The 25,759-nt window shown below is 68.7% G+C and carries 20 protein-coding genes; 8 read left to right on the top strand and 12 right to left on the bottom strand.

Annotated elements, in window-relative coordinates:
- Positions 1-10: 10 nt before the first annotated feature.
- On the bottom strand, positions 11-961 hold the full coding sequence (locus tag AC57B5_RS21225) for a LysR family transcriptional regulator (protein WP_012202480.1): 951 nt from the start codon (positions 959-961) through the stop codon (positions 11-13).
- Positions 962-1,072: 111 nt separating this feature from the next.
- Here AC57B5_RS21225 and AC57B5_RS21220 point away from each other — a divergent pair, with 111 nt between their 5' ends.
- Both AC57B5_RS21220 and AC57B5_RS21215 read left to right on the top strand, forming a co-directional pair.
- Positions 1,073-2,203, top strand: a complete 1,131-nt coding sequence (locus AC57B5_RS21220) for an aryl-sulfate sulfotransferase (protein WP_496400274.1) — start codon at positions 1,073-1,075, stop codon at positions 2,201-2,203.
- On the top strand, positions 2,200-3,198 hold the full coding sequence (locus AC57B5_RS21215; protein ID WP_496400273.1) for a Bug family tripartite tricarboxylate transporter substrate binding protein: 999 nt from the start codon (positions 2,200-2,202) through the stop codon (positions 3,196-3,198). Before AC57B5_RS21220 ends, AC57B5_RS21215 begins: the two co-directional genes overlap by 4 nt.
- A 34-nt stretch (positions 3,199-3,232) precedes the next feature.
- Here the strand turns inward: AC57B5_RS21215 and AC57B5_RS21210 are convergent, their stop codons facing one another.
- The 7 genes from AC57B5_RS21210 to AC57B5_RS21180 form a co-directional block, all read right to left on the bottom strand.
- On the bottom strand, positions 3,233-4,009 hold the full coding sequence (locus AC57B5_RS21210) for a D-apionate lactonase family protein (protein WP_496400272.1): 777 nt from the start codon (positions 4,007-4,009) through the stop codon (positions 3,233-3,235).
- A 97-nt stretch (positions 4,010-4,106) separates the two neighbouring features.
- On the bottom strand, positions 4,107-5,267 hold the full coding sequence (locus AC57B5_RS21205; RefSeq protein WP_228676841.1) for a GGDEF domain-containing protein: 1,161 nt from the start codon (positions 5,265-5,267) through the stop codon (positions 4,107-4,109).
- A gap of 160 nt (positions 5,268-5,427) precedes the next feature.
- Complete coding sequence (locus AC57B5_RS21200) at positions 5,428-6,642, bottom strand: GGDEF domain-containing protein (RefSeq protein WP_065347391.1); 1,215 nt, start codon at positions 6,640-6,642, stop codon at positions 5,428-5,430.
- Between the two features lie 156 nt (positions 6,643-6,798).
- Positions 6,799-7,932 carry a serine endopeptidase gene (locus AC57B5_RS21195; protein WP_496400271.1) on the bottom strand — a complete coding sequence of 378 codons (1,134 nt, stop codon included), beginning with the start codon at positions 7,930-7,932 and terminating at the stop codon, positions 6,799-6,801.
- A 67-nt stretch (positions 7,933-7,999) separates the two neighbouring features.
- Positions 8,000-8,818: a DUF2145 domain-containing protein gene (locus tag AC57B5_RS21190; protein WP_185750962.1), complete on the bottom strand. Its 819-nt coding sequence runs from the start codon at positions 8,816-8,818 to the stop codon at positions 8,000-8,002.
- 8 nt (positions 8,819-8,826) lie between these two features.
- Entirely contained in the window at positions 8,827-9,297 is a 471-nt protein-coding gene (locus AC57B5_RS21185) for a hypothetical protein (protein WP_013800299.1), read from the bottom strand.
- A gap of 37 nt (positions 9,298-9,334) precedes the next feature.
- Positions 9,335-9,808, bottom strand: a complete 474-nt coding sequence (locus AC57B5_RS21180; RefSeq protein WP_012202471.1) for a YiaA/YiaB family inner membrane protein — start codon at positions 9,806-9,808, stop codon at positions 9,335-9,337.
- 310 nt (positions 9,809-10,118) lie between these two features.
- Here AC57B5_RS21180 and AC57B5_RS21175 point away from each other — a divergent pair, with 310 nt between their 5' ends.
- A complete protein-coding gene (locus tag AC57B5_RS21175; RefSeq protein ID WP_496400270.1) occupies positions 10,119-11,303 on the top strand; it encodes a saccharopine dehydrogenase family protein in 1,185 nt (394 codons plus the stop codon).
- On the opposite strand, the gene AC57B5_RS21170 is transcribed toward AC57B5_RS21175, so the two are convergent.
- Both AC57B5_RS21170 and AC57B5_RS21165 read right to left on the bottom strand, forming a co-directional pair.
- On the bottom strand, positions 11,300-13,264 hold the full coding sequence (locus tag AC57B5_RS21170) for an MFS transporter (RefSeq protein ID WP_496400269.1): 1,965 nt from the start codon (positions 13,262-13,264) through the stop codon (positions 11,300-11,302). The genes AC57B5_RS21175 and AC57B5_RS21170 overlap by 4 nt on opposite strands.
- Positions 13,265-13,275: 11 nt before the next feature.
- Positions 13,276-14,100 (bottom strand): hypothetical protein, encoded by an 825-nt coding sequence (locus AC57B5_RS21165; protein WP_097204470.1) that lies wholly within the window; start codon positions 14,098-14,100, stop codon positions 13,276-13,278.
- Positions 14,101-14,214: 114 nt separating this feature from the next.
- Between AC57B5_RS21165 and AC57B5_RS21160 the strand changes: the two genes are divergently transcribed.
- The 5 genes from AC57B5_RS21160 (at position 14,215) to AC57B5_RS21140 (ending at position 19,412) form a co-directional block, all read left to right on the top strand.
- A complete protein-coding gene (locus tag AC57B5_RS21160) occupies positions 14,215-14,955 on the top strand; it encodes a helix-turn-helix domain-containing protein (RefSeq protein ID WP_012202467.1) in 741 nt (246 codons plus the stop codon).
- A 182-nt stretch (positions 14,956-15,137) separates the two neighbouring features.
- Complete coding sequence (locus AC57B5_RS21155; RefSeq protein WP_013800295.1) at positions 15,138-15,527, top strand: YXWGXW repeat-containing protein; 390 nt, start codon at positions 15,138-15,140, stop codon at positions 15,525-15,527.
- Positions 15,528-15,689: 162 nt separating this feature from the next.
- Complete coding sequence (locus AC57B5_RS21150) at positions 15,690-16,697, top strand: Bug family tripartite tricarboxylate transporter substrate binding protein (protein ID WP_034368821.1); 1,008 nt, start codon at positions 15,690-15,692, stop codon at positions 16,695-16,697.
- A gap of 65 nt (positions 16,698-16,762) precedes the next feature.
- The gene (locus AC57B5_RS21145) at positions 16,763-18,244 is read left to right on the top strand and encodes a SidA/IucD/PvdA family monooxygenase (protein ID WP_496400268.1); all 1,482 of its coding nucleotides are present in this window, start codon (positions 16,763-16,765) and stop codon (positions 18,242-18,244) included.
- A gap of 7 nt (positions 18,245-18,251) precedes the next feature.
- Positions 18,252-19,412 carry a CMD domain-containing protein gene (locus tag AC57B5_RS21140; RefSeq protein WP_012202463.1) on the top strand — a complete coding sequence of 387 codons (1,161 nt, stop codon included), beginning with the start codon at positions 18,252-18,254 and terminating at the stop codon, positions 19,410-19,412.
- A gap of 137 nt (positions 19,413-19,549) precedes the next feature.
- Here AC57B5_RS21140 and AC57B5_RS21135 read toward each other — a convergent pair whose 3' ends face one another.
- Together AC57B5_RS21135 and AC57B5_RS21130 are read right to left on the bottom strand one after the other, a co-directional pair.
- The gene (locus AC57B5_RS21135) at positions 19,550-22,168 is read right to left on the bottom strand and encodes a PepSY domain-containing protein (protein ID WP_496400267.1); all 2,619 of its coding nucleotides are present in this window, start codon (positions 22,166-22,168) and stop codon (positions 19,550-19,552) included.
- Positions 22,169-22,513: 345 nt separating this feature from the next.
- The gene (locus AC57B5_RS21130) at positions 22,514-25,426 is read right to left on the bottom strand and encodes a beta strand repeat-containing protein (RefSeq protein ID WP_496400266.1); all 2,913 of its coding nucleotides are present in this window, start codon (positions 25,424-25,426) and stop codon (positions 22,514-22,516) included.
- Between the last annotated feature and the right edge of the window lie 333 nt (positions 25,427-25,759).

Raw genomic sequence — 25,759 nt, 5'->3', positions numbered from 1 at the left:
CCAGGGTCGCTCAGGTCGCCAGGTCCTTGAGCGACCAGGACACGCCGGTCTCGAAGCCGGCGCGCATCTCGTCGGCCACGCGCTCCAGCTCGTCCAGAAACAGCCTCATGGCGGCTGCCTTGGTGTAGCCGATGCGCTGGTACAGGCAGCCGGGCAACTGCGCACCTGCGTCATGCAGGGGCCGCCAGAGCAGGCGGCCGGCCGCCACATCCTCGGCCACGTTGTCGGGCACCAGGAATCCCAGGGCCGTGCTGCCGGCCACCAGGCGCCGCACCATGGGCACGGAGCTGGTCTCCACCAGCGGCCGCTGCTGGTGCAGGGCCGCGCTGTCCATCTGCTCCAGCATGCTGCGCAACTCCATGCCCGGCGCCATCAGGATCAGCGGATAGTCCACGCAATCGCGCAGGCGCAGCAGGCGCGGCTCGGTGGCCAGCGGATGGCCGGGGGCCATCACCGCACCCAGCGGCTGGGGCCAGGCGCGCACCTCCTGCACGCCGGGCGGCGGCGGGCGGCGCAGGCAATAGGCCACATCGATCTCTCCCTGTGCCACGCCGCGCAGCAGCTCCTCGCCCGTGCCCGAACGCACGCTGAAGGTGATGCCCGGATAGCGCCCGTGCAGGCTGGCGATCACCAGGGGCAGCAGGTACTCGGCCGTGGCATGGGACACGCCCACGCGCACATGGCCCCGGCGCAGGGCGCGCAGGTCCTCCACCTGGGCCAGCGCGTTGTCGAAGTCACGCTGGCTGCGCCGCACGGCCGCCAGCATCAGCTCCCCGGCCGTTGTCAGCTGCATGCCGCGCGGCAGGCGGTCGAACAGCGGCACGCCGACCTGGGCCTCCAGATTGAGGATTTGCTGGTTCACGGCGGCCGCCGTCAGGTGCAGCGTGACGGCGGCCTTGCGCACCGAGCCACGGCGCGCCACCTCGTCAAAACAGCGAAAGGCCTGGGAGATTGCGGGCATGGCGCGGAGTGTAAATTTTTATCTGACACCTCATCCAAAACAAACAGCTATTCCTGACGCTTGCGACTGCCTAGAGTGGCGCTCATTCCCGGCCTCCTTTGAAAGCAGCCCATGGCAAGCACCGTAGACCAAGTCACCCAGCGCCGCCGCGGCGTCGGACTCATCGCCCACGACCCCGCCCTCTCGGCCGGCGGCTACACCCTGATCGCGCCGCAGACGGCCGACGGCCATGTCTACCTGGTGGACATCGAAGGCCGCGTGGCCCATGAATGGAAGCTGCCCGTGCGCGCGGGCCGGCACGCCGTGATCCTGCCCAACGGCAACCTGGGCTACAACGGCAACCATCCCCGCTCGCCCGATCGCTATGCGCCGTGGTCCATGTGGCATGGCGGCGATTTCTACGAGGTCACGCCGCAGGGCGAGATCGTCTGGCACCACGAGGACCCGGACCACCACCATGACGCGCAGTGGCTGCCCAACGGCCATCTGCTCTATGCCGCCTGCGCGCCCGTGCCTGCGGGCTTTGCCGAGCGCGTGCCCGGCGGCACCGCGCACGGGCCCGGCGAGGTGATGTACGGCGACGTGATCCGCGAAGTGGACCGCAGCGGCCGCCTGGTCTGGGAATGGAAGGCCTGGGAGCATCTGGCGCCCGAGGACTTCCCCATCCACCCGGGCTTTGGCCGCTACCACTGGCCGCTGGTCAACGGGCTGGGCGTGAGGGCCGACGGCAGCGTGCTCATGAGCCTGCGCACCACCTCCGGCATCATTGCCGTGGACAAGGCCAGCGGCGCGGTGACGCTGCACATTCCACCCTCGGTGGTCTCGCACCAGCATGCGCCCGTGGCGCTGGACAACGGCCACATCCTGGCCTTCGACAACGGCAACTTCCGCGAAGGCGCCCATGTGGCCTTCTCGCGCGTGGTGGAGATCGATCCTGCCGACCACCGCGTGGTCTGGAGCTACCAGGACGAGATGGTCAACGCCTTCTACACCGCCTTCATGGGCAATGCCCAGCGCCTGTGGAACGGCAACACCCACATCACCGAATCGGCCACGGGCCGGCTCTTCGAGGTCACGCCTGCGGGGGAGGTGGTCTGGGAATACATCCTGCCCTGGTTCGCCGAGTACCCCGATGCCGCAGCGCGCCGCACCGGCCCCGGACGGCTCAACAGCGTGTTCCAGACCTGGCGCTACCACGCGGACCAGCTGCCCTGGCTGGGTGCCGCCGGGAGGCTGTCATGAGCCTCAACCGCAGGCAAATGGCGGCCTGGATGCTGGGCGCGCCCTGGCTGTCACAGGCAGCCCGCGCGTCCACGGCTGGGGCCGACGCCTGGCCCAGCCAGCCGCTGACCGTGGTCGTGCCCTTTTCGCCGGGCGGCAGCGTGGACGTGGCCGCGCGCCTGGTCATGCCGCGCCTGGCGGAGCGACTGCGCCAGCCCGTGGTCATAGAAAACACCGTGGGCGCCTCGGGCACCATCGCCACCCAGCGGGTGATCAAGGCCAGGCCGGACGGTCATACCGCGCTGTTCGGCGTGGCCAGCTGCGTGCTCATTGCGCCGCTGGTGTCGCCAGAGCGCTTCCGGTATGACGCCCTCAGGGAACTGCTGCCCGTGGCGCCCGTGGCCTCTTCGGCCTTCGTGCTGGCAGGCCGCCCCGACCTGCCGGCCACCACGGCGGCCGAGCTCGTGCAGCTGTCACGCCAGCAGCCGGGCAGGCTGACCGTGGGCACCGATGGCGTGGGCACCAGCCTGCACCTGACCGCAGAAATGCTCCAGCAGCAGGCCGGCCTGTCTTGGACGCATGTGCCCTACAAATCCGGCCCGCAGGCGCTGACCGAGCTGGCGGGCGGGCAGATCGACCTGGCCGTGCTGCCCGTGGCCCTGGTCCAGTCCTTTGTACGCGAAGGCAAGCTGCGCGGCCTGGGCGTGACCTCGCGCCTGCGCGCCGCCACCTTGCCGCAGACTCCCAGCCTGCAGGAAACGCCGGTCTGGCAGTCCTTTGATGTCGAGGCCTGGCAGGGCCTGCTGCTGCCGGCCCGCACCGACGCCCGTATTGCCGAGCGCCTGGCCCGCGAGACCGCAGCCGTGCTGGCCGAGCCGGATCTGGTGCGCAAGCTCGCCGACGCCGGCTTCAAGCCCATGGCCATGGAGCAAGCCCAGTTCATTGCCCACCTGGAGCGGGAGAGAAAGCTGCTGGAGGCCACGGTGCAGGCCGCCCGCCTGCAAGGCACAGGCTGACCCGGCCAGGCCCGGCCAGGCGCTGCTTGCGGTGCTACTGCAGGGCGCCGGGCGAGACAAACAAGAGGTCGGCCATCTGCACCAGGGTCCGGCCCCGGGTCAACGAGTAGGAGGGCGAAGGAGACAACGCGCGCGGCTGCAGCCGGAAAAAGGCCTTGCCGCCACAGCGCTGGCCCAGCATCTCGAACTCGGCGCCTTCCAGGCGGCAGTCCACCTGCAGGCCCGGTGCGGGCTCATGGGCGATGCCAGACAGCTGCGACAGGCGCTGCAGCGCATCGGGCTCGGGCAGCACGGTGGTTTCGGCACTGCCATCGACATGCTGGACATGCACGGGCCGGCCAGCCAGGACCTTGAGCGGATACACCAGTTCCAGGCCTGCCCGCCCGGCGCGCAGGCCCCGCTGCAGGCCGCCGTCGACATCCCCCTGGGCACGCGCCCAGCACGTGAAGCTCAGTCCGCGCGCCGAACCCACGATGCGCACGCGCCAGGCCAGGCTCAGCTCCTCGCAGTCCACCACCGTTTCGTAGAAGGCCTCGAAGCGGCCGGCCCGCTCGCGCAGGCTCAGTTCGCCCGCGCCATGCACACAGCGGTCACCTTGTCCGTCGCGCGCCACAAAGGCCATGGAGCGCAGGATGTCGACGCCGCCATAGCGGACATTGCGCAGGCCGCCGTCGGCCAGTTCGGCGCGGAGCGGGCCGGCCTGCAACTGGCGGGGGCCAGACTGCAGATGCCTATCCCAGCCTTGCGCAGACACCACGATGCCAGCGCCCTCGGGCCCGTTGCCGGCGATTTCAGCGAACCATTGGTTCATATTTGCACCCTTGTCCATTCCGAGCATGGATGCCGATGCTATGGACGATCGGTGCGCATGAATAACGATGTTTTCTGTCACCCGTCGTGAGCTGCACTCACAAGCGGTCAGGCATTCCGGCATCAGTCCGGGGGGCCGGGGCGCCGCTCAAGGCCTGCGGGGCCTGCTGCGGCTCCAGCACCGTGCAGTTGCGACCCTGGGCCTTGCCACGGTAAAGCGCCGCATCGGCACGTGCAATGGTCGCCTCCACCGACTCGCCCGCGCGGTACTGCGCGGCGCCCAGCGTGCAGGTGACGCGGGCGCCCTCGCCCAGGGTCTGCGTCCACGGGGCTTCGGCAATGCGCAGGCGCAGGCGCTCCAGCAGTTCGCCGGCCTGGGCCAGGTCGGTGTCGGGCAACACCAGCAGGAATTCCTCACCGCCATAGCGGCCCACGCCATCGGCACTGCGCAGCTGCGACTTCAGCAGCGTTCCGAAGGCGCGCAGCACGCGGTCGCCGCCCTCATGGCCAAAGCTGTCGTTGATGCGCTTGAAGTGGTCTATGTCCAGCAGCGCCACGCACAGCACCGTGCCACGGTCGTGGGCGGCGGTGCGCACCTCGTGCAGCCGCTCGATCACGCCCCGGCGGTTGCTGACGCCGGTCAGGTCGTCATGGCGCAGCAGGGCCTCGATCTGCGCCAGCGCCGTGGCCAGCTTGTCATTGGCGATGCCCAGCCGGTACTGCATGCTGCGAAAGAAGGTGGCCTGCACGCTGCAGCGCACCACGGCACCGAGCACCACGCCGAAGGCCAGCAACTGGCCTGCAGCCGTGTCCGTGGTCATGCGCATCAGCGGCCCCCGCCAGAGAATGATGGCCGCCACGGCGATGAGCGTGCCTATCCAGGTCAGCCAAAAGCTCGTGCGGCTGCGCGCCAGGAAACCGTCGGCGCTGAAGGCGATCAGCATCACCATGGACTGGAACGCCAGCGCAGGGGCTGCCATGACCATGCCCAGCACGCCGATGATGGACACCAGCTGGTGCGTGAGGAACATGCCGGGATCGCGCAGCCTGTGGCACCAGTCGCTGGCATAGGCCCAGGTGATGAAGCCCATGCCCGCCACCACCCACAGGCCATAGCCCAGCACCACGGCCCAGGGCGCATAGCCGGCCCAGGCATGGCCCAGAAACAGCAGCAGCGCATAGATATGGCTGACCAGCACGGAGATGTGCAGTTGCCAGGTGCGGCGCTTCCAGCGCTCCAGGTGCAGCGCCTCGTCCACCAACGGCGACGCCGGCTTCGGCCCCCACAGGAGACGGTCCGGGAAATTCCGAGAAATGGAGGAAAGCACGGGCATGCGAAGAAGCGCGGCGGGCCGGCGGCCCTCATGGGCGCCCATTGTGACCGCATCCGGGAAATCCCGGGGATTGCATCCTTCTCGCCTAGGAGGTACGAGGCGGCCGCACGTCCTCGGCCACCACGATCTGGTTGCGCCCGCAGGCGCGGCCATGTGCGAGGGCCGCTTCGGCACGCTGCACCAGCCGCTCCGAGGTTTCGCCCGCCTGGAACTCCGCCACGGCCAGGGTCAGGGTCAGCGGGTCCTTGTCGGGGTCGGGGATGGGCTTTTCGCTCCAGTGCTGCTGGCGCACGCCCTCGCGCACGCGCTGCAGCGCCCAGACGGCCTGGACGGAGGCGGTATCCGGCATCACCAGCATGAAGGTGTCATCGCGGTAGCGGCCTATGCCGTCCACCGTGCGCAGGTGAGTGACCAGCAGGCCGCTGAGCATGAGCAGCACCCGGTCCTGCAGCGATGGTCCCTTGTGCGGCGGGTGCACGCCCGCACGCTCCACCCAGGGGTCCAGCTCCAGCAGCACCACACAAAACGGTTCAGGCTTGCGCGCATGGCGTTCGCGCAGGCCATCGACGGCATCCATCAATCGCGAGTAGTTGGCCACGCCGGTCAGCGTGTCGCGCCCCGTGGGCAATTGCAGCGAGCCCACGCGGGTCTGCAGCTGCTGCACATCGTCGGCAAGCTGGCCGCAGTAGCTGGACAGCTGCGCCAGTTCCTCGGTGTACTGGCGCTGCATGCGGCTCAGTGCCTGCCAAAGGGCCAGCGCATGCACGGCCAGCGGCAGCAGCACGCTGGCCAGCCACAGAATGCGCACGGCGACCGAGCCCGGTGCCATCTGCGGCATGGGCCTGGCCACCACCACGGCGCAGAGCATGGCCAGCATGGCGCACAGCAGCACGATCTGGCCTGCGGGCAGATGCAGCGCCTGCTCGCGCTCGCCATCCCAGGGCAGCCAGGCGATGGCGGCCAGCCACAGCAGGGCAGAGGCCCAGGCCAGCGAGGGCTGCCAGGCCGCCAGCAGCAAGGCCATCGTGGCCTGTATCCAGCCGTGGCCGCGCAGCGTCCGGGTCAGCGGCAGGCCGGCAGCATGGCAGCGCCAGACCCAGGCCATGCCGGCCAGGGCCGACAGCGCGGCGTAGGCCGCCCAGGCTTTCCATGAAGAAGGGCCGGCCAGCACATGGCCGGCCAGCAGGGCAGCCCCCACGGCCCAGGCCGCCAGGGGAAGAAGATGGGCGGACGCGCCGGCCGGTGGGTGGGCGGGCTGCGCTGGCGTGTGTTGTGGGGGATACGGCAGCTGGCGTGACATGGCATCCTCGCTGAAGACATCTGCGCCCCGGCCGAGCGCGCAAGCCATGGTGTACCACAACCCCGCGCAGCTTCAAGGGTCTTGCCGGCTCCGGCCGACACCGCCACGGCCGTCGCCAGGGCCGCTTCAGGCGGGGTCAGGCGGGCTCAGCCAGACTCAACCCGGTGCCGGCCCGGCCTCCTGCACTGGAGGCAGGGGAGCCACGGCAGGCGCAGCAGACGTGGAAGGCAGCACGGCTCCCGGCTTCCTGCGGTTGCCAGCGGCCTGGGTGCCGCAGCTGTGGCAATAGTGCACAAAGGCGCTCTTGCGGGTATTGCAGCTGCCGCAACGGTCGAACAGGCCTATGCCGCAGTGGGGGCAGAAATCGATGGCGCCGTCCTTCAGGTCCACGGGGCGCTCGCAGCCCGGGCATACGCCCTTGGCCAGGCGGGCCAGGGCCACGTCGTAGCCCAGTTCCTGGCGCCGCTGCGTCTCGGGCAGTGACTCCTGCTGCTTTTGCCGCTCCAGGTAGCGGTTCAGGCCCAGAATGGCCGCGCGCCCCAGCAGCACCGTCACCACGATGCCGACCACATAGCGCACGTAGCCGCCGTAGTCTGGCAGGTAGGGCACGAGTTCGACGAAGAAGGCGAACAGCGCAAAGAAGATGAAGCCCCAGACAAAGGGCCACCAGGTGCTCTTGCGCTGTTTGGCGAACAGCCAGCCGGCCACCAGCAGCAGGGGCAGGGTCAGCGCCAGGCGGTAGAGGAAGACGCGCAGCTCGATGGCGCGCATCTCCTTGCGCCAGGACTCCATGGCACCGTCGCGCAGACCGTCCCACTGGCGGTTGGCCGCGTCCAGGCGCTGGCGTGCCTGCAGGCTGGCGTCCTGCAGCCGCTCCACGGAGGCGCGTGCGGTGTTCTCTTCCTGCTTGATGGCATCCAGCGCCTGGGTGCGCGACAGCAGCTCGCTGTCCTGCTCGGGCCGGGCCGTGGCGCGGCGCGTGGCCACCCAGTTGTCGAAGGTCTCGCGCGCAGAGCGGTAGCGCGCCTGCGTGGCCTGGTACTTGAGGCGCGCGTTCTGCAGCGCCGTCTCCGCCTTGTCGTGATCGGCATCGGCGGCCTTGATCTCGGCCTTGACGGGCTCGGCCGCAGCGGGCGCGATGAAGTCCTCCACCGTGCGCGGCGACTCGACCTGGGGCAGATCCCCCACCACCAGGCCGCCCAGGCCGATGAGGAACGAGGCGAACACCACCGCCACCAGCCACAGGCCTCGGCGGAACCATTTCTCGGGCAGACGCAGGGCCTTGCTCATGGGGAAACTCCTGTTTCAGTGGCCTGCGGCCGAGGAAGACCGCAGGCGGAGGAAAAGCCGGTCCGGCTCAGGGCAGCACGCGCACCGGACCCGCCAGCTGGCTGCGCTGCAGCCACTGCGTCACCGATTCCACGGTCACGGTCTCTATGCGGCTGGCATAGCGCTTGTCGTTGGGATGGTCGTCGAAGGCGATGTTGGCAGCCGTCACGCGCCCGCCCAGCCGCGACAGCGCGCGAATCACCAGCACGCCGGGCTCGTAGCCCTTGAACTGCAGCCAGGCCTGGGCCTGCTCGCGCCGCTGCACCGTGGCCGGCTCCATGGCGGCGGCCAGGGTTTCGGTGGCCCACTGGTTGGACTGCTGGTAGCGCTGGCCCCAGGCATAGCTGACCATGCTGTAGGGCTCGTGCTGCAGGCGCAGCACGGTCTGGGGCTGGGTCAAAAAGGTCCACAGCGCCTGCTGCACGGCGGGCGTGGGCACCTGAACGCCGGCCTCGTAGCGCCACAGGTCGTCCAGAAAGAACTCGCCCAGGCCCTGGCGGTAGACATGGCCGCCGGCCGTGCCGCATTCGTTGAGCTTGTGCGCCACGCGCCAGGGGCCCTCGGGGGTCCTGTAGGCCCAGCCATAGTGGGAATAGTGCAGGTCGTACTTGCTCAGGTCCTGGCCCACGCGCGCCAGCAGCACGACGCGGGTGCCGTTCTTCGCATATTCGGCATCCAGCGCCTGGGATGTGCGCTGGGCCAGGTCCAGCCCCTTTTGCAGGGATTGGGGCGTGAGGGGCTTGTCCTCGCAGCTGCGCCCTGCATGGGCCGTGCCCAGCGCGGCGGCCAGCAGCAGCACCAGGCAGGCGGCACGGGCCACCGGGGAAAGGGAGAGAGACGGTTTCATGGCGGGCATCACAGGCGTTCGTTGTGCAGCAGGGCCTTGCCCATCTCGTTGGGAATGAAGGCCAGCACCTTGCCGGCCGCCGAGATGACAACGCCTGCGCCAATCACGCTGCAGGTCAGCACCGTGCCCACGGCATAGGCCGAGGCGGAGGCGCCTCGCCCCACCACTTCCACGCTGGCCTGGGCGCCATCGGAGGCACGCTCCAGCAGATAGACCGTGCCCGTGGCCGAGGCCTGCACCGCCTTCACGGTCAGCACCGCGCCGCCCACCGACAGCGCGGCCGGCAAGGCCACCACGGCGCCAGCGGCCGTCGAAGCCACCGAAGCCGTGCCCACCACGGAGGCCACGGGCAGCATGGACAGCGCCACGGAGGCCTCGCTTTGCGCATGGGCGGGCGCCATGGCCAGGGCTGCGCACAGCGCGCCAGCGGCCAGCAGGGCACGCGGCAGGCGCGCGAAAACGGATTGGTTGACCATCATTGCTTGGACTCCTGGAAATGCGGGGAAGGGGTGGACATCACTCGGCGTCGGCCGGTTGCGCGGCCTCGCGGCGGCCATGCATGCGGGCCTGCGCCAGGTCGGCCTCGTGGCGGTCACGCAGCATCTTGGCCAGCGTGAAGGCGGTAGTGATGAGATAGAGCCAGCTCACGCCCAGGAAGGCCTTGTAGGTCACGTTGATGTCCATGCTCACCAGCCCCCAGCCAGTCAGCGCCATGGACACGGCAAAGCCGCCCCAGACCACCAGCTTCCACATGGGCGTGTCGCCTGCGCCGCTGCGGCCGCCCTCGTTGTCCCGCACGAACTTGGCCAGCACGAAGGCGGCCGAGAGGCAGAACACATAGCCCATCACCATGAAGGCCTGCTCCAGCTGCTCGCCGGGCAGCCATGCCAGGCCGATGGCGCACAGCGAGACCGCAATGCCGAACGACACCCACACCTGCAGTTGCCAGGCCCGGGTATCACGCTGAACGACGATGGGAGAAGAGGACATTTGCCGAGGTGCCCCTCAAGGGCATTGGTTGAACACGGGACGCATGGTGCCCAGACGTAACTTGCGTGTCTGCATTCAACCGTAACAGTGGCCAGACACAGGCCATCGAGTATCTTAAAACGGTACTTTTCAAGTTTTTGACTGTTGTTTACGCCCCAAAAAGTTCCTGCATGTGACACCAGCACACAGGACATGGGGCACGGCACCTGGGCGACAGGAACCCTGCGGCGCGCCACAGACAATGCGCCCACCCCGGCTGCAGTGCAGCGGGCAATCGCACGTTCGCCACGCTGATTGATGGAGATCTCCCATGACCAAACCCTTTGACCTCGTCGTCCACGGCGCCACCGGCTTCACGGGCCGGCTGGTGGTGGAGTACCTGCTCAGGCGCTACCCCGCAGGCAGCGGCCTGCGCTGGGCCATGGGCGGGCGCAATGCCGCCAAGCTCGCGGCCGTGCGCGACGAGCTGGGCGCGCCCGCCGATACCCCGCTGGTGGTGACCGACACCGGCAATCCCGCAAGCCTGCAGGCGCTGATGGAGCAGACCCGCCTGGTGCTGACCACGGTGGGCCCCTACCAGCTCTACGGAAACGAACTCGTGGCCGCCTGCGCCAGCGCCGGCGTGGACTATGTGGACCTGTGCGGCGAGCCAGCGTGGATGCGCCAGATGATCGATGCCCACGAGGCCGCAGCCAAGGCCAGCGGCGCGCGCATCGTGTTCTCCTGCGGCTTCGATTCCATTCCCTTCGACCTGGGCGTGTTCATGCTTCAGCGAGAGATGCAGGCCCGCTTCGGCCAGCCCGCCCAGCGCGTGCGGGGCCGGGTGCGCAAGATGAAGGGCACCTTCTCGGGCGGCACGGCGGCCAGCCTCAAGGCCACCATGGCGGCGGCCGCCGCCCAGCCGGGCGTGCTGGAGCTGCTGCGCAATCCGTTCTCGCTCACGCCGGGTTTCGAGGGCCCGCGCCAGCCGTCCGGCAGCAAGCCCATGGTGGACGAGGTGCTGGGCCTGTGGGTGGCACCCTTCGTGATGGCGGCCATCAACACGCGCAACGTGCACCGCTCCAACTTTCTGCTGGGCCATGCCTATGGCGCCGACTTTGTCTACGACGAGATGATGGTCACAGGTGCGGGCGAAAAGGGCGAGGCCCTGGCCAACGCCGTGGCGGCAGACAAGTCGCTGGGCGCGGACGACGGCCCCCAGCCTGGCGAGGGGCCATCGCGCGAAGAGCGTGAATCGGGCTTCTACGACGTGCTGTTCATCGGCACCGACACGGCCGGCCACAGCCTGCGCGTGGGCGTCAAGGGCGACCGCGATCCGGGCTACGGCTCCACGTCCAAGATGATCACCGAGGCCGCCGTCTGCCTGCTGCAGGACGCCCCGGACACGCCCGGCGGCATCTGGACCACGGCGCCCGCCATGGGCAACGCGCTCATCGCCAGGCTCAAGGCCAATGCCGGCCTGAGCTTCACGGTAGAGGAACAGAGCCCCTCTTAAGCCGCCAGCAGCCGCTGCACACGCTCGCGCAGCAGCGCGGGCTGCACCTCGGCCTGGGCCATGGGCTGGCCCACGTTCAGGCCCACGCGGTTGAACAGGCCACGGCGGAAGGGCCGCACCATGGCGCCGCCCTGCTCGATGCGGCTGAAGTACGAGCCCCAGAGATTGGTCAGCGCCATGGGGACCACGGGCACCTGCAGGCCATCGGCCTGGGCGCGCTCGACGATCTTCATGATGCCGCCCCGGAACTCCTGCAGCTGCCCGTCGCGCGTGATGCCGCCCTCGGGGAAGATGGCCAGCAGGTCGCCCTCGCGCAGCACCTGGGCGGCGCGCTCGAACGCAGCCTCGTAGGTGGCGGGGTCTTCCTTCTGGGGCGCGACCGGAATGGCCTTGGCCAGGCGGAACAGCCAGCCCAGCACGGGCACGCGGAAGATGCGGTGGTCCATCAGGAAGTAGATGGGCCGGGGGCTGGCGGCCATGAGCAGCACGGCATCGACAAAGCTCACATGGTTGCAGGCCAGGATGGCCGCGCCGGAGGCCGGGATGTGCTCGTCGCCCTGCACCTTGAAGCGGTACACGAAGCGCGAGGCCACCCAGGCCACGAAGCGCAGCAGGTACTCGGGCACCAGCAAGAAGATGTAGGCCGCCACCACGGCATTGGCAATGCCCGTGATCAGGAACACCTGGGGAATGCTGAAGCCCGCCGCCAGCAGCGCGCCGGCCAGCACGCTGGAGGCGATCATGAACAGCGCGTTGAGGATGTTGTTGGCCGCGATGATCCGCGCGCGGTGCGTGGGCTGGCTGCGCATCTGGATCAGCGCGTACATGGGCACGCTGTAGATGCCGGCCGACAGGGCCAGCATGCCCAGGTCGGCCATCACACGCCAGTGCGCGGGCTGGGCAAAGAAGGCACCCACGCCCATCAGCTCGGAGGCCGGCAGCGCGCGCGAGGCAAAGAACAGGTCCACGGCGAACACGCTCATGCCGATGGCGCCCAGCGGCACCAGGCCGATCTCCACATGGCGGCGGCTGAACACCTCGCACAGCAGCGAGCCCGTGCCGATACCCACCGAGAACACCACCAGCAGCAGCGAGGCCACATGCTCGTCGCCATGCAGCACCTCCTTGGCAAAGCTGGGGAACTGGGCCAGGAACACGGCGCCGAAGAACCACATCCAGCTGATGCCCAGCAGCGAGCGGAACACGGCGGGCTGCTCGCGGGCCAGCTGCAGGTTGCGCCAGGTCTCGGTGAAGGGGTTCCAGTTGATGACCAGGTGCGGATCGGTGGCCGGCGCATTGGGGATGAACTGCGCAAAGATCCGCCCGATCACCGCCAGCGCCAGGCAGGCCACGGCCACCTGCATATGGCCCACCTCGGGCACGGCCACCAGCAGGCCGCCTGCCACGTTGCCCAGCAAGATGGCCACGAAGGTGCCCATCTCCACCATGCCGTTGCCGCCCGTCAGCTCGCGCTCGCTGAGCACCTGGGGCAGGTAGGCGAATTTCACGGGGCCGAACAGCGTGGAGTGCAGGCCCATCAGGAAGACGCAGCCCAGCAGCAAAGGCACATTGGCCTGGATGAAGCCCCAGGCGGCCAGCGCCATGATGGCGATCTCCAGGTTCTTGACCAGGCGGAACATTCGGGTCTTGTCCCACTTGTCCGTCAGCTGGCCCGAGGTGGCCGAGAACAGCAGGAACGGCAGGATGAACAGCGCCCCGATCACCAGCCCCGCCATGGCCGAAGGCAGCCAGGAGACGCTGAGCTGGTAGGTCACCATCACGGTGAGCGCGAACTTGAACAGGTTGTCGTTGGCCGCCCCCGAGAACTGCGTCCAGAAGAACGGCGCAAAGCGCCGCTGGCCCAGCAGGGCGAACTGGTTGGGGTGCTCGTGCGCGGCCGATGGCACGGCGCCGGCCGTTGCGGTGGGGGCAGACGGGCTGCCGGTCTCTTGCTGGAACATCTTGTCTTCCCTCAACGGTTGGTGGCGCCGCCGTGGCCGCACGCATCGGCGCACATTGTGCCCGTACTGGTCATGCGCGCCGTGCCGGCCGCACGCAGCGCGGCGATCACGGGCAGGGCGGCGGCCGCCGCCACCACATGCTTGAGGCTGTGGCCGGACACCAGCCCGGCCGTGGCCTCGAAGACGGCCGCATCGCCCCACTCCAGCAGCTTGGCAGCGCCATACCAGGCAATCACCACGCCCAGGCGCAGCGCCAGCGCGCCATGGCGCGGCGCCACGCAGGCCAGGCCCAGCACCGCCAGCATGCCGCCGCCCTGCACCAGCGCCCAGGGCAGCAGGTTGCCGCCATGCAGCCAGACCAGCACCGAGGCCACGGCGGCGACCAGCATGGCCACCGCGGCGCGCACGGCCACGCGGTCGGCAATGCGCGATTGCAGCGCCAGCCCCAGCATGCCGGCAAAGGCCATGGACATGCCCAGCCGGTCGCCGGCCAGGGTGGCATCGTGGGGTGCCCAGTGGTAGACGGACGAGCCTATGGCCGAACACGCCAGCCCCGTGAAGAACAGCGCGGCCAGCCAGCGCAGGGCCGGCGCCAGCGCCTGGCTGCGCCGGTCCAGCAGCAGGCGCGCGCCCGCCACGGCGGCCCAGGCAAAGCCCAGGTTGCTGAGCACATCCAGCGCATGGGGCAGCGCCCCCCAGGCGCGCTGGTCGGCAAACGCGTGAAAGTCCTGCGGCTGCGGCACGGCGGGGCCAAGCCAGGCGGCCAGCAGCAGCAGGGCAGCGCCCCAGTACAGCGTGCGCAGGGCGGCGGCCGGTGAAATCGATACGGATGGCATGTGTTGCTCCTCGTGAAAAGTGAGGCGGAGTGTGGCGAGCCGTCGGCCCTTCCAGCATCGTTTTTCTGCACCCGCCGCGCAAACCAGCACCTCGGGTATCGATAATCGCTACCCATGAGCACCACCGCCGACCTCGTCATCGCCCTCAAGAAGGAACTCAAGGCCGCCCAGATGACCTATGCCGACCTGGCGCGCGCCCTGGGCATGGCCGAGTCCAGCGTCAAGCGCATGCTGGCCAAGGGCGACATGCCGCTGTCACGCATCGATGCCATCTGCCGCGCGCTAAGCCTGGACTTCGCCGACTTGGCGCGCCGCGTGGCCGACAGCCAGCCGCTGCTGCAGGAGATGACGCCCGAGCAGGAGAACGCCGTGGTCGCCGACCGCAAGCTGCTGCTGATGGCCATCTGCGTGCTCAGCCAATGGACGCTGGAGCAGATCGTGGCCACCTACCGCATGACCGAGGCCGAAGGCATCCGCTACCTGGCCCAGCTGGACCGCATCGGCATCATCGAGCTGCGCCCCGGCAACCGCTACCGGCTGCGCCTGGCCAAGACCTTCCGCTGGCGCGCGCGCGGGCCGGTGATGGAGTACTTCCGCGAGAACGCCGTGCTCGACTATTTCGGCGGCGGCTTCGACCAGCCCGGTGAGGGCATGCTGATGGTGCACGGCTCCATCGGCCGGCATCTGGCGCCCAGCTTCGTGGAACGCATACAGCGGCTGGCCCATGACTTTTCCCAGCAGCACCTGCAGGACCAGCGCCTGCCGCCGGGCCAGCGCGAGGGCTACACCCTGGTGCTGGCCATGCGCAGCTGGGAATTCACGGCGTTCACGGCGCTCCGAAGAGGCACTGTCTGACGGCGGCTGCAGGACGGCAGCCTGCGCTGCAGCGCCTGGCAACAAGGCTTCACCAAGGCGATACACAAGATTGCAAGACTTCGCGGCGCGGCAACCCGGGATTGACGATGGACCTGCAACATGCAGTCATGGATTCCTTTCACCAGGACTCCAGCCCGATGAACCAAGGACAAGGAGCCGCCATGATTTCCCTTCGCACACCGCTGATCGCCGCCACCCTGGCCCTGGCCGGATGGGCCGGCACCGCGCAGGCCCAGGCCAACGTGACCTATGCGGCGCCGGGCGCCGCCATCTCGGTCCAGTTCGGCGCCCCGCCTCCCATGCGCTACGAGGCGGTTCCTGCACCGCGCCGCGGCTACGTCTGGGCACCCGGCTACTGGCGCCCGCAGGGCCACCGCCATGCCTGGGTGGCCGGCCACTGGGTCAAGGCGCGTCCCGGCTATGTGTACCGCCAGCCCGTGTGGTCGCAGCAGGGTGGCCGCTGGGGCTACGCACCCGGCCGCTGGGACCGTGACCGCGACGGCGTGCCGGACCGCCATGACCGCCGCCCCAACAACCCCTACCGCCATTGATGGACGCTTGCGCCCGGCATGAAGCCCGCCCCATCGGCGGGCTTTTTGCTGAGCGCTGCGGCCATGCCCACACTGGCTTCATACCAACATATGCATATAAAAGTGGCTCATTAAGTTCTCAGGAAAATATGGGAATTGATTCACCGGATTTCCCTGCACACCATGCGCCCCTCGTTTTTCCGCTCCTGGATTCCCGCCGCCGCCGCGGCCCTGGCCGTCTTCGGCTCCACCGCAGCGGTGGCAGCCGATTCGGCGGCTTCGTGGCCGCACCAGCCCGTGACCATGATCCTGGGCTTCCCGGCAGGCTCGGGCGTGGACGTGATCGCGCGCGGCGTGCAGGAGCCGCTGTCCCAGCGCCTGGGCCAGCCGCTGATCATTGACTACAAGTCGGGAGCGGCCGGCAACATCGCCAGCGAGATCGTGGCGCGCGCCAAGCCGGACGGCTACACGCTGGCCTTCGGCACGGCCGCCACGCACGGCAGCAATGCCGCGCTGTACAAGAAGCTGCCCTTCGATGTGGAAACCGACTTCGTGCCGGTGGCGCCGCTGATCGATGTGTCCAACGTGCTGACCATCAATCCCAACGTGATCAACGTCAAGAACCTCAAGGAGTTCGTGGACGAGATCAAGGCCAACCCCGGCAAGTACAACTACGCCTCCACGGGCAACGGCGCGGGCACGCACATGGCCTTTGCCGAGTTCAATGCGCGCCTGGGCCTGAACATGGTCCACGTGCCCTACAAGGGCGGCCCCGAGGCCATCACCTCGGTGCTGCGCGGCGAGACCTGCTGCATCATGAACCAGGTCCAGACCGTGCTGCCCCACTACAAGAGCGGCAAGGTGCGCCTGCTGGGCGTGACCACGGCCAAGCCCGTGGAAGTCATCAAGGAAGTGCCCACCATCGCCTCCAGCGGCCTGACGGGCACCAAGGGCTTCGACAGCTCGATCTGGTTCGGCATCTTCGCACCCAAGGGCACGGACCCGGCCATCGTGGCCAAGCTCAGCCAGGCCGTGCGCGAGGTGCTGGAGCTGCCCGAGGTGCGTGCGCGCTTCGAGTCCCAGGGCAATGCCATCCGCATAGAAACGCCCGAGCAGTTCAAGAAAACCGTGCACAACGACCGCCTGAAGTGGGCACAGGTGGTCAAAGACGCGAAAATCAGCATCGATTGATGCCGCGCGCGCCCGCAGGCCCTGCCCCGCTGGCGCGCCTTTCCTCGTGAGTTCCTGGTGAGTCTATGTCCCTGACCGAACCGGCAGCCCCGGCCCCTGCGGGCCTGGCTGCCCTTGAAGAACGCCTGCGCGACGACCTCGTCGCCCTGGGCTGGCCTGCCAAGGCCTGGATTCCTCCCTCCACCCGCGACGGCCAGCCCGTGCACGATGTCCTGGTCATCGGCGCCGGCCAGGCCGGCCTGGCCCTGTCGGCCGCGCTGTCCCAGCTGGGCATCGCGGCCGTTTTGCTGGACAAGGCCCCGCTGGACTTCGAAGGCCCCTGGGCCACGACGGCGCGCATGGAAACCCTGCGCTCGCCCAAGGAGCTGACTGGCCCCGCGCTGGGCCTGCCCTCGCTGACCTTCCGCGCCTGGTTCATCGCCCAATGGGGCCGCGAAGCCTGGGCCGCGCTGGACAAGATCCCGCGCCTGCAATGGATGGACTACCTGCGCTGGTACCGCCGCGTGATGCGCTGCGACGTGCGCAACGGCCACCAGGTCACCGCCATCCGCCCGCAGGCCGACGGCACGGTCGAGGTCGATGTGACGGCCGATGGCGCCTCGCGCACCTGGCTGGCGCGCCGCGTGGTGCTGGCCACGGGCCGCGACGGCCTGGGCGGCCCGCAGATCCCCGCCTTCATGCAGGGCGTGGACCGCAGCCGCTGGGCGCACTCCTCCGACGTGCTCGACTACCGCCGCCTGGCCGGCCTGCACGTGGGCGTGGTGGGCGCGGGCTCGTCGGCCATGGACAGCGCGGCCACCGCGCTGGAGAACGGCGCCGCCAGCGTGGACCTGCTGGTGCGCCGCAGCGACCTGCCGCGCATCAACAAATCCAAGGGCTCGGGCTCGCCCGGCCTCACGCACGGCCAGTTCCTGCTGCCCGACGCCTGGAAATGGCGCATACGCCACTACATCAACGTGCAGCAGGTGCCACCTCCGCACGGCAGCACGCTGCGCGTCTCGCGCCATGCCAACGCCCACTTCAACCTGGGCTGCGCCGTGCAGAAGGTGGAGCAGGACGGAGACCGGCTGCGCGTGGACACGCCGCGCGGCGTGTTCGTGCTGGACTTCCTGATCGTCTCCACCGGCTTTGCCATCGACTGGCGCCAGCGCCCCGAGTTCGCCGACCTGGCGCCCCATGTGCGCATCTGGAGCGACCGCTTCGTGCCCGAGGCGGGTGCCGAGGACCAGGAACTGTCGGACTCGCCCGACCTGGGCCCGCTGTTCGAGTTCCAGGAAAAGACGCCCGGCGCCCTGCCCGGCCTGGACCATGTGCACTGCTTTTGCTATCCGGCCGCGCTGTCGCACGGCACGGTGTCGGGCGATATCCCCGCCATCAGCGACGGTGCGCGCAAGCTGGCCCAGGGCCTGGCCTCGCTGTTCTACCGCGAGGACCTGGAACACCACTACGCCCAGCTGCAGTCCTATTCCGAGCCCGAACTCGACGGCAGCGAATGGACGCCCGCCGACCCCGAAGCCCGCGTGCAGACCCTGGCAGACAAGACCTGAGATACCCATGACCACCGCCAACGACACCATCGACCGCCTGGCCGGCCTGACCGACCAGTCCCCCGTTTTCGCCACGCGCCGCCAGCGCGACAAGGTGGCCATTGCCACCCAGGCCTGCGAGGACCTGCTGCTGGGCGACGGCCTGGCCGACAGCCTGTCGCGCGCCGAGCGCCTGGTGCTGGCCAGCGAGCAATGCCGCGTCAGCGGCGTGCAGGCCCTGGCCGATGAATACCGCCAGCGTGCCGAGTCCCTGGGCGATGCCCTGACGCCCGCGCTGCGCACCGTGCTGGCCCAGCCCGGCGCCCAGACCGGCAACGCCCGCCTGGATGCGGCCCTGCACTTCGTGCGCACCCTGGCCCTGCACCCCGCCGAAAGCGACCGCGCCGCGCTGCTGGCCATGCCCGAGTCCGGCCTGTCCATCGACGACACCGTGCTGGTGGCCCAGCTGGTGGGCTTCATCGCCTACCAATTGCGCCTGTTCGCGGGCGTGCAGGCAATGGACGCGCTGGGCGGCCAGGCCAGCGCACCGGCTGCCGAAGCCGCCGCCGCACCCTTCGTGCACCCCGCCAACCTGCCGCCACCGGGCGAGCCGCTGCGCCGCAACGGCTACACCAGCGAAACGCTGGACTGGACGTCCTGGCTGCCCGTGCTCGACCCCGCCACGGCCACGGCCGAGCAGCAGGCCGTGCTGGACCTGAGCCACCCCAAGGCGCGCACGTCGGACTTCTACCTGCTGCTGGCCCGCCAGCCGCGCGTGCTGTCGGAGCGGTCGCAGGCCTTCAACGCCATCATGTATGCACCCGGCGGCCTGTCGCGCGCCGAGCGCGAGGTGGCGGCCACGGCCGTCTCGCGCTCCAACGGTTGCGTGTACTGCGCATCGGTCCACGCCCAGCGCTTCGAGCAGCTGGCCAAGCGCAACGATGTCATGGCCCAGATGTTCGACGACCCCGACACGGCCGGCACCAATGCGCGCGAACGCGCCATCATCCAGTCCTCGCTGGCGCTGACGCGCGCACCCGGCAGCTTTGGCGCCGCCCAGCTGCAGCCGCTGCGCGATGCCGGCCTCACCGACCAGGAAATCCTGGACATGCTGCATTCGGCCGCGCTGTTCGGCTGGGCGAACCGGTTGATGCTCAATCTCGGGAAGGAGAGGTACATCACCCCCTGAGGCGCTTACGCGCCTTCCCCCTCTCTCGCTACGCGGGAGGGGGACGACACCCTCGCGGCGGGGCGGCCCTTGCTCGGTGTCCCTGACTTGGGCCGCGCCAGTTTCATGCGCTGTGCCTTGAGACGCGGCGCTTCACCTCAGTACACATCCCTGCGGTAACGGCCTTCGACGATCAGGTCTTCGACGGCGGTAGCGCCCAGGATGTCGGCCAGCGCGGCATCAACGCCTGCGGCCATGCCGTCGGCGCTGCCGCAGACGTAGAGCACGGCGCCGTCGGCGATCCAGTCGCGCAGGGGGTCGGCGGCTTCGCGCAGGGCGTCCTGCACGTAGCGGCGCCGGGCCTGGTCGCGGGAGTAGATGAAGTCGGCGCGCTGCAGCTTGCCCGCGGCCAGCCAGCCGGAGACCTCGGCCTCGCAGTACCCGTCATGGGCCCGCTGGCGTTCGCCGAACAGCAGCCAGTTGCGGTGGCGGCCTGCGTGCATGCGCGCCAGCAGGTGGCCGCGCAGGCCGGCATAGCCGGAGCCGTTGCCGATGAAGATGGCCGGCGCATCGGGCTCGGCATCTGCCTCTTCACGCGGCTCGAAGGCGCGATTTTCCACCAGTCTCATGGCCACGGATGTGCCCGGGGCCGCATGTACCGTCAGCCAGCCCGAAGCCACGCCCAGGCCGCCGTCATGGCGGGCCTGGCGCACCAGCAGCCGCACATGGCCGTCCTGCGGCAGCGAGGCGACCGAGTAGCTGCGCGGCAGCAGGGGCCGCAGCGCATCGGCCACGGCCTGGGGCGCGGTGCCGGGGGCGATATCGCCCGGGGCCGGCAGCACGCTGGCGGCCAGCGCCTCACCCAGCGTGCAGCTCTGCTGGCGCCATTGCACGGTGGCCAAGCCGTCACATTCCTGGGCGGCCAGCCAGGCCTGCACGGTGGCTGCGCCATGGCGTGGCAGCACCTCGGCCAGCGCACCGGCCCGCCACAGCGGGGCCACGCCTTCGGGCGGCGACAGTTCCAGCACGTAGAGACCGGCGCCCTGGCTGCCCGCATTGCACAGGCTGCGCGCCTGCAGCGGCCATGCGGCAAAGGCGGTGGCATCGGCCAGCGGGCCTGCAGCGGACGCAGGCAGCGCATCCGATGCAGGCGGCAAGGCCCCGAAATGCCCAGCCAGCGCCTGCTGCCAGGCATTCCAGGCCTGGGGTTGCTCGCCATCCATCTCGATCAGCGGAAACACGGGCTGTGCGCCCAGGCGGCGCAGTTGGTGGTCCAGTGCATGGCCAAAGCCGCAGAAGGCAGCGTACTGCCGGTCGCCCAGCGCCAGCAGGCCGTATTGCAGGTGCGGCAGGGCCGAGCCCGATGCCGCGCCCAGCAGGCGCGCAAAGCGGCGCGCGGCATCGGGCGGATCACCTTCGCCGAAAGTGCTGGCCACGAAGAGCACGCGCCGGTGGTGGCGCAGTTGCTCGGCATCCAGCGCCGCCACGGATTGCAGGCTGGCCGCCATGCCTGCGCCGCGCAGCGCGGCCACGGTGGCCACGGCCAGGCGCTCGGCGCGGCCGGCCTGGCTGGCAAAGGCGACCAGCACGGTGTCCTGGCCCGCAGGGGCGGACGGTGGCGGGTTCGCCATCAGCGCCTGGCGCTCCTTGGCCAGGGCGCGCGCCTTGCGCCGGCGGTCCAGGTAGAGCATCCAGCCCGTGATGGCGAACAGGGGCATGATCAGCGAGGCCAGCGTCATGAAGATGCGCCCCGGCATGCCGAAATAGGTGCCCATGTGCAGCGGGTAGATGGCGCCCACGGCGCGGCGGCCCGTGGGCAGGTCGGCATAGCGCTCGTCGCGCTGCACGGCGCCGTCGGGCAGCAGGGCCATCTGGTTGCGCGCGCGCTCATGGGAGGCTTCGGCATCCAGCCAGCTGATCTGCAGGGGCTGGCCCGCGCGCTCGGGCAGGCGCAGCTGGGCGAACTGCCAGCCATGGGCGATGCGCTCGAAGGCGGCCCAGCCGGGCGCGATGTCGATGGGCTGCTGCGCGCCAGCCGGCTCAGGCCGGCCGCCACCGGGTTTCGAGGACGGCGCCGCGGCAGCGGCAACACGCGGCGGCACGCCGGCCCAGCCATCCACCGTGCTGCGCACCACGCCAAAGGCCCAGTACATGCCGGTGCAGGTGAACACCACATAGGCCACCAGGGCCCAGGTGCCCGCCACCGAGTGCAGGCCCCAGAGGAAGGAGCGGCCCTTGAGCGCCGGATCGAAGGTCAGCCATGTGCGCCATGACAGCGGCCGGCGCGGCCAGCGCAGGTACAGGCCCGACAGCGACAGCATCAGCAACAGGCCGGCCAGCGTGCCCGTGATGGGCTTGCCGTCATCGCGCGACAGCAGCAGCCAGCGGTGCAGGCGCTCCACCCATTCGAAAAACTCCGTGCCGTGCTGCTCAGGCAGCTGCGCGCCCGTGTAGGGATCGACAAAGACCGTCTGGCCCCGGCGCTGGCCGGCCGGCGGCTTGAAGGCCACCTGGGCCGAGCGGCCGGGCTCGGCAAAGACGGTGATGCGCTGGACCACGCGCTGTTCGCCGGCCTCGCGCAGCGCCTGCGCAATCTGCGGCGGCGCCAGCGGCGCGGCATCACGCGCGGGCACGGAGGCCGTGCCGGGATTCATCCATCCCAGGATCTCCTCGTGGAACGAGAACACCGCGCCCGACAGCCCGATGACGATGAGCACCGTACCGGCCGTAATGCCGACGAACCAGTGCAACTGGAACCAGATTTTCTTGAAAGTCATGGGGAGCAGGCGTGCAGGCGGCGTCGGTCGGAAATCCATTGCGGTGCGCAACGGAACATCAGGACAGAACGGTGCATGGAAGGCAGGCGGGCAGAGATGAAAGTGCGCGGCACCTGTGCATCGGTCCCGGGCGGCGTTGGCCGGGACTTGTCGACGGAAGGCGCCAATCAGCGAGAAATTCTAAATTGTTCTCATTTACGGCGTGTTGCACGCGCGATAGGCCCGCAAGGCGGCCTGGGGTTACGGGCAGGCTTGGGCCGCCGGGATGCAGCGCCTGCGCCCAATGGAAATCGCCTGCCGAAACAGGTTCGGCAGGCGATGGTTCAGCTCCTCTTCAACCGTGTGTCAACCGCGTCTGCGGCGCAGATTCCACAGGCCTGCGGCCAGCATCAGCAGCATGGCCATGGCGAGCATGCGCGGTTCGAGCGCAGGGATCGGCGTGGCATCCGGTGCCGCACCCACACGCGCCGGACCGCTGGGATCGACGATCACGCCATTGGCTGCGCGATCATCATCACCCTGGCCGCCATCGGTGACCACCACCGAGGTCGTATTGCCCGACACCACCGCACCCGGAGGCTGATACCAGGAGTCCGCCGCCCCTGCGGACGCTGGACCGAACTTCCAGTACGCCATGCCGGTCACCGGACCCGGCCAGGTGACGCTGACCGTGATCGAGCTGCTGGCCGTACAGCCCCGGGCCACGAAGTGCACATTGCCGTACGGGAAGCTCAACTGGCCCGGCGCACCCGCCGCAGCCGCGACGAAGGACGACTGCGACACATCGAACCCGCAGCCCGCGCCACCACCGCTCAAGGTCGCCGTGGCGTTGCCTGCCCCGGTGGCTGTCGGACCCGTGAAGGTCGTTCCGAGCACGTTGAGCGAAGTCGTTGTGGCAGGTCCGGTATTGCCATTGCCAGGATTGGTCTGGGTCGCGCTGATCGTGTGCAGACCCGGCGTCGGCAAGCCGCCGCCTGGCGTGCAGCTCCACGTCTGATCGGCCGCGACGATTGCCGTACACAGTGTCGTCGAGCCATCCTTCACCGTGATCGTGTAGCCCGGCGTACCGGTGCCGGAAATCTGCGGATAGCCTCCCACCGTGGTCGGCGAAACCGTCAGCGTCGGAGCCACCGGCACCTGGGTGCTGGGAGTGACCGGCGTTGCTGGTGTCGATGCACAGTTCACAGTGCAACCTGCCGTCGGATTGACCGGGCTGATGCCACCCGACGGATCGTAGGAAGCCGTGTTCGTGCTCGAACCCACAGCCGTCGGCACAGCCGGCAGATTGAAGCTGGTGTTGCCACCCGCTGCCACTGCCGCAGTGAAGTTCACCGTGCAAGACAGGATCGCCGTGCCATTGCCCACGAAGGGGAAGGTATTGGGCGTGCAGGTCGCACTGGCCACGTTTGCGCCGGTCGGCACTCCTGTGATGCTGATACCCGCAGGCACCAGGTCCTTGATGGTCACGCTGGTGGCAGGGCCGAAGGCACTGGCCGCATTCGCTACCGTGAAGGCGTAGTTGAACGCAGTCCCCACAGCCAGGCTGCCGGGGTTGGCCTTGGTAACCGTCAGCGCAGGCGTACCCGGCGTGACCGGAGTCACCGGTGTGGAAGCGCAGTCTGTCGTGCAACCGGCCGTCGGATTGACAGGGCTGATGCCACCCGACGGATCGTAGGAAGCCGTGTTCGTGCTCGAACCCACCGCCGTCGGAACAGCTGGCAGGTTGAAGCTGGTGTTGCCACCCGCTGCCACTGCCGCAGTGAAGTTCACCGTGCAAGACAGGATCGCCGTGCCATTGCCCACGAAGGGGAAGGTGTTGGGCGTGCAGGTCGCACTGGCCACGTTTGCGCCGGTCGGCACGCCCGTGATGCTGATGCCTGCCGGCACCAGATCCTTGATGGTCACGCTGGTGGCGGGGCCGAAGGCACTGGCAGCGTTGGACACGGAGAACGCGTAGTTGAACGCAGTCCCCACAGCCAGGCTGCCGGGGTTGGCCTTGGTAACCGTCAGCGCAGGCGTGCCTGGCGTGACTGGAGTCACCGGTGTCGATGCACAGTTCACAGTGCAACCGGCCGTCGGATTGACCGGGCTGATGCCGCCGGACGGATCGTAGGAGGCCGTGTTCGTGCTCGACCCCACCGCCGTCGGAACAGCCGGCAGATTGAAGCTGCTGTTGCTGCCAGCTGCCACCGGTGTGGTGAAGCTCACCGTGCAAGACAGGATCGCCGTGCCATTGCCCACGAACGGGAAGGTGTTGGGCGTGCAGGTCGCGCTGGCCACGTTTGCGCCGGTCGGCACACCCGTGATGCTGATGCCTGCCGGCACCAGGTCCTTGATGGTCACGCTGGTGGCGGGACCGAAGGCACTGGCAGCGTTGGACACGGAGAACGCGTAGTTGAACGCAGTCCCCACAGCCAGGCTGCCGGGGTTGGCCTTGGTAACCGTCAGCGCAGGCGTGCCTGGCGTGACCGGAGTCACCGGTGTGGAAGCGCAATCCGTCGTGCAACCCGCCGTCGGATTGACCGGGCTGATGCCACCCGACGGATCGTAGGAAGCCGTGTTCGTGCTCGAACCCACAGCCGTCGGCACTGCCGGCAGGTTGAAGCTGGTGTTGCCACCCGCTGCCACTGCCGCAGTGAAGTTCACGGTGCAAGACAGGATCGCCGTGCCATTGCCCACGAAGGGGAAGGTGTTGGGCGTGCAGGTCGCACTGGCCACGTTTGCGCCGGTCGGCACTCCTGTGATGCTGATACCCGCAGGCACCAGGTCCTTGATGGTCACGCTGGTGGCGGGACCAAACGCTCCAGTCGCATTCGCTACCGTGAAGGCGTAGTTGAACGCAGTCCCCACAGCCAGGCTACCGGGGTTGGCCTTGGTGACCGTCAGCGCAGGCGTGCCTGGCGTGACCGGAGTCACCGGTGTGGAAGCGCAGTCCGTCGTGCAACCGGCTGTCGGATTGACCGGGCTGATGCCGCCCGATGGATCGTAGGAGGCCGTGTTGGTGCTCGAACCCACAGCCGTCGGCACAGCTGGCAGATTGAAGCTGGTGTTGCCACCCGCCGCCACTGCCGCAGTGAAGTTCACCGTGCAAGTCAGCACGGAGCTGCCATTGCCCGCAAACGGGAAGGTATTGGGCGTGCAGGTCGCACTGGCCACGTTTGCGCCGGTCGGCACGCCCGTGATGCTGATGCCTGCCGGCACCAGATCCTTGATGGTCACGCTGGTGGCGGGACCGAAGGCACCGGCAGCGTTGGACACGGAGAACGCGTAGTTGAACGCAGTTCCCACANTCTACAGTTCGATCTTGAAATTTAAAGTCTTTCGACTAACTCATAAAAACGGAATTGAAGTGAACTTCACTTCTATTCTCATGAGCGTTTTTGGCTTCAAAGAGCCGAGTTCCAAAGAACTTGGCTGTTCGCCTCAAACGCCCACGCTTATCGGCTGTATATTTTTAAGGATCGAAGCAGAGAATTTCTTCTTTACTTCCGACTCGCTGCGATCAGCGAAGCCTTGAATTCTAGCACAGTTTTTAGCGTCGTTGCAATCAAATTTCTTCGATCTTTTCAACACCAGCGATCTGCATCGCTT

It is taken from the genome of Delftia sp. BGA-UO-ETr-SB1, from assembly GCF_059567865.1.
Note: the sequence above shows the minus strand (reverse complement) of the source record. Positions and strands in the feature narration are given on the sequence as shown.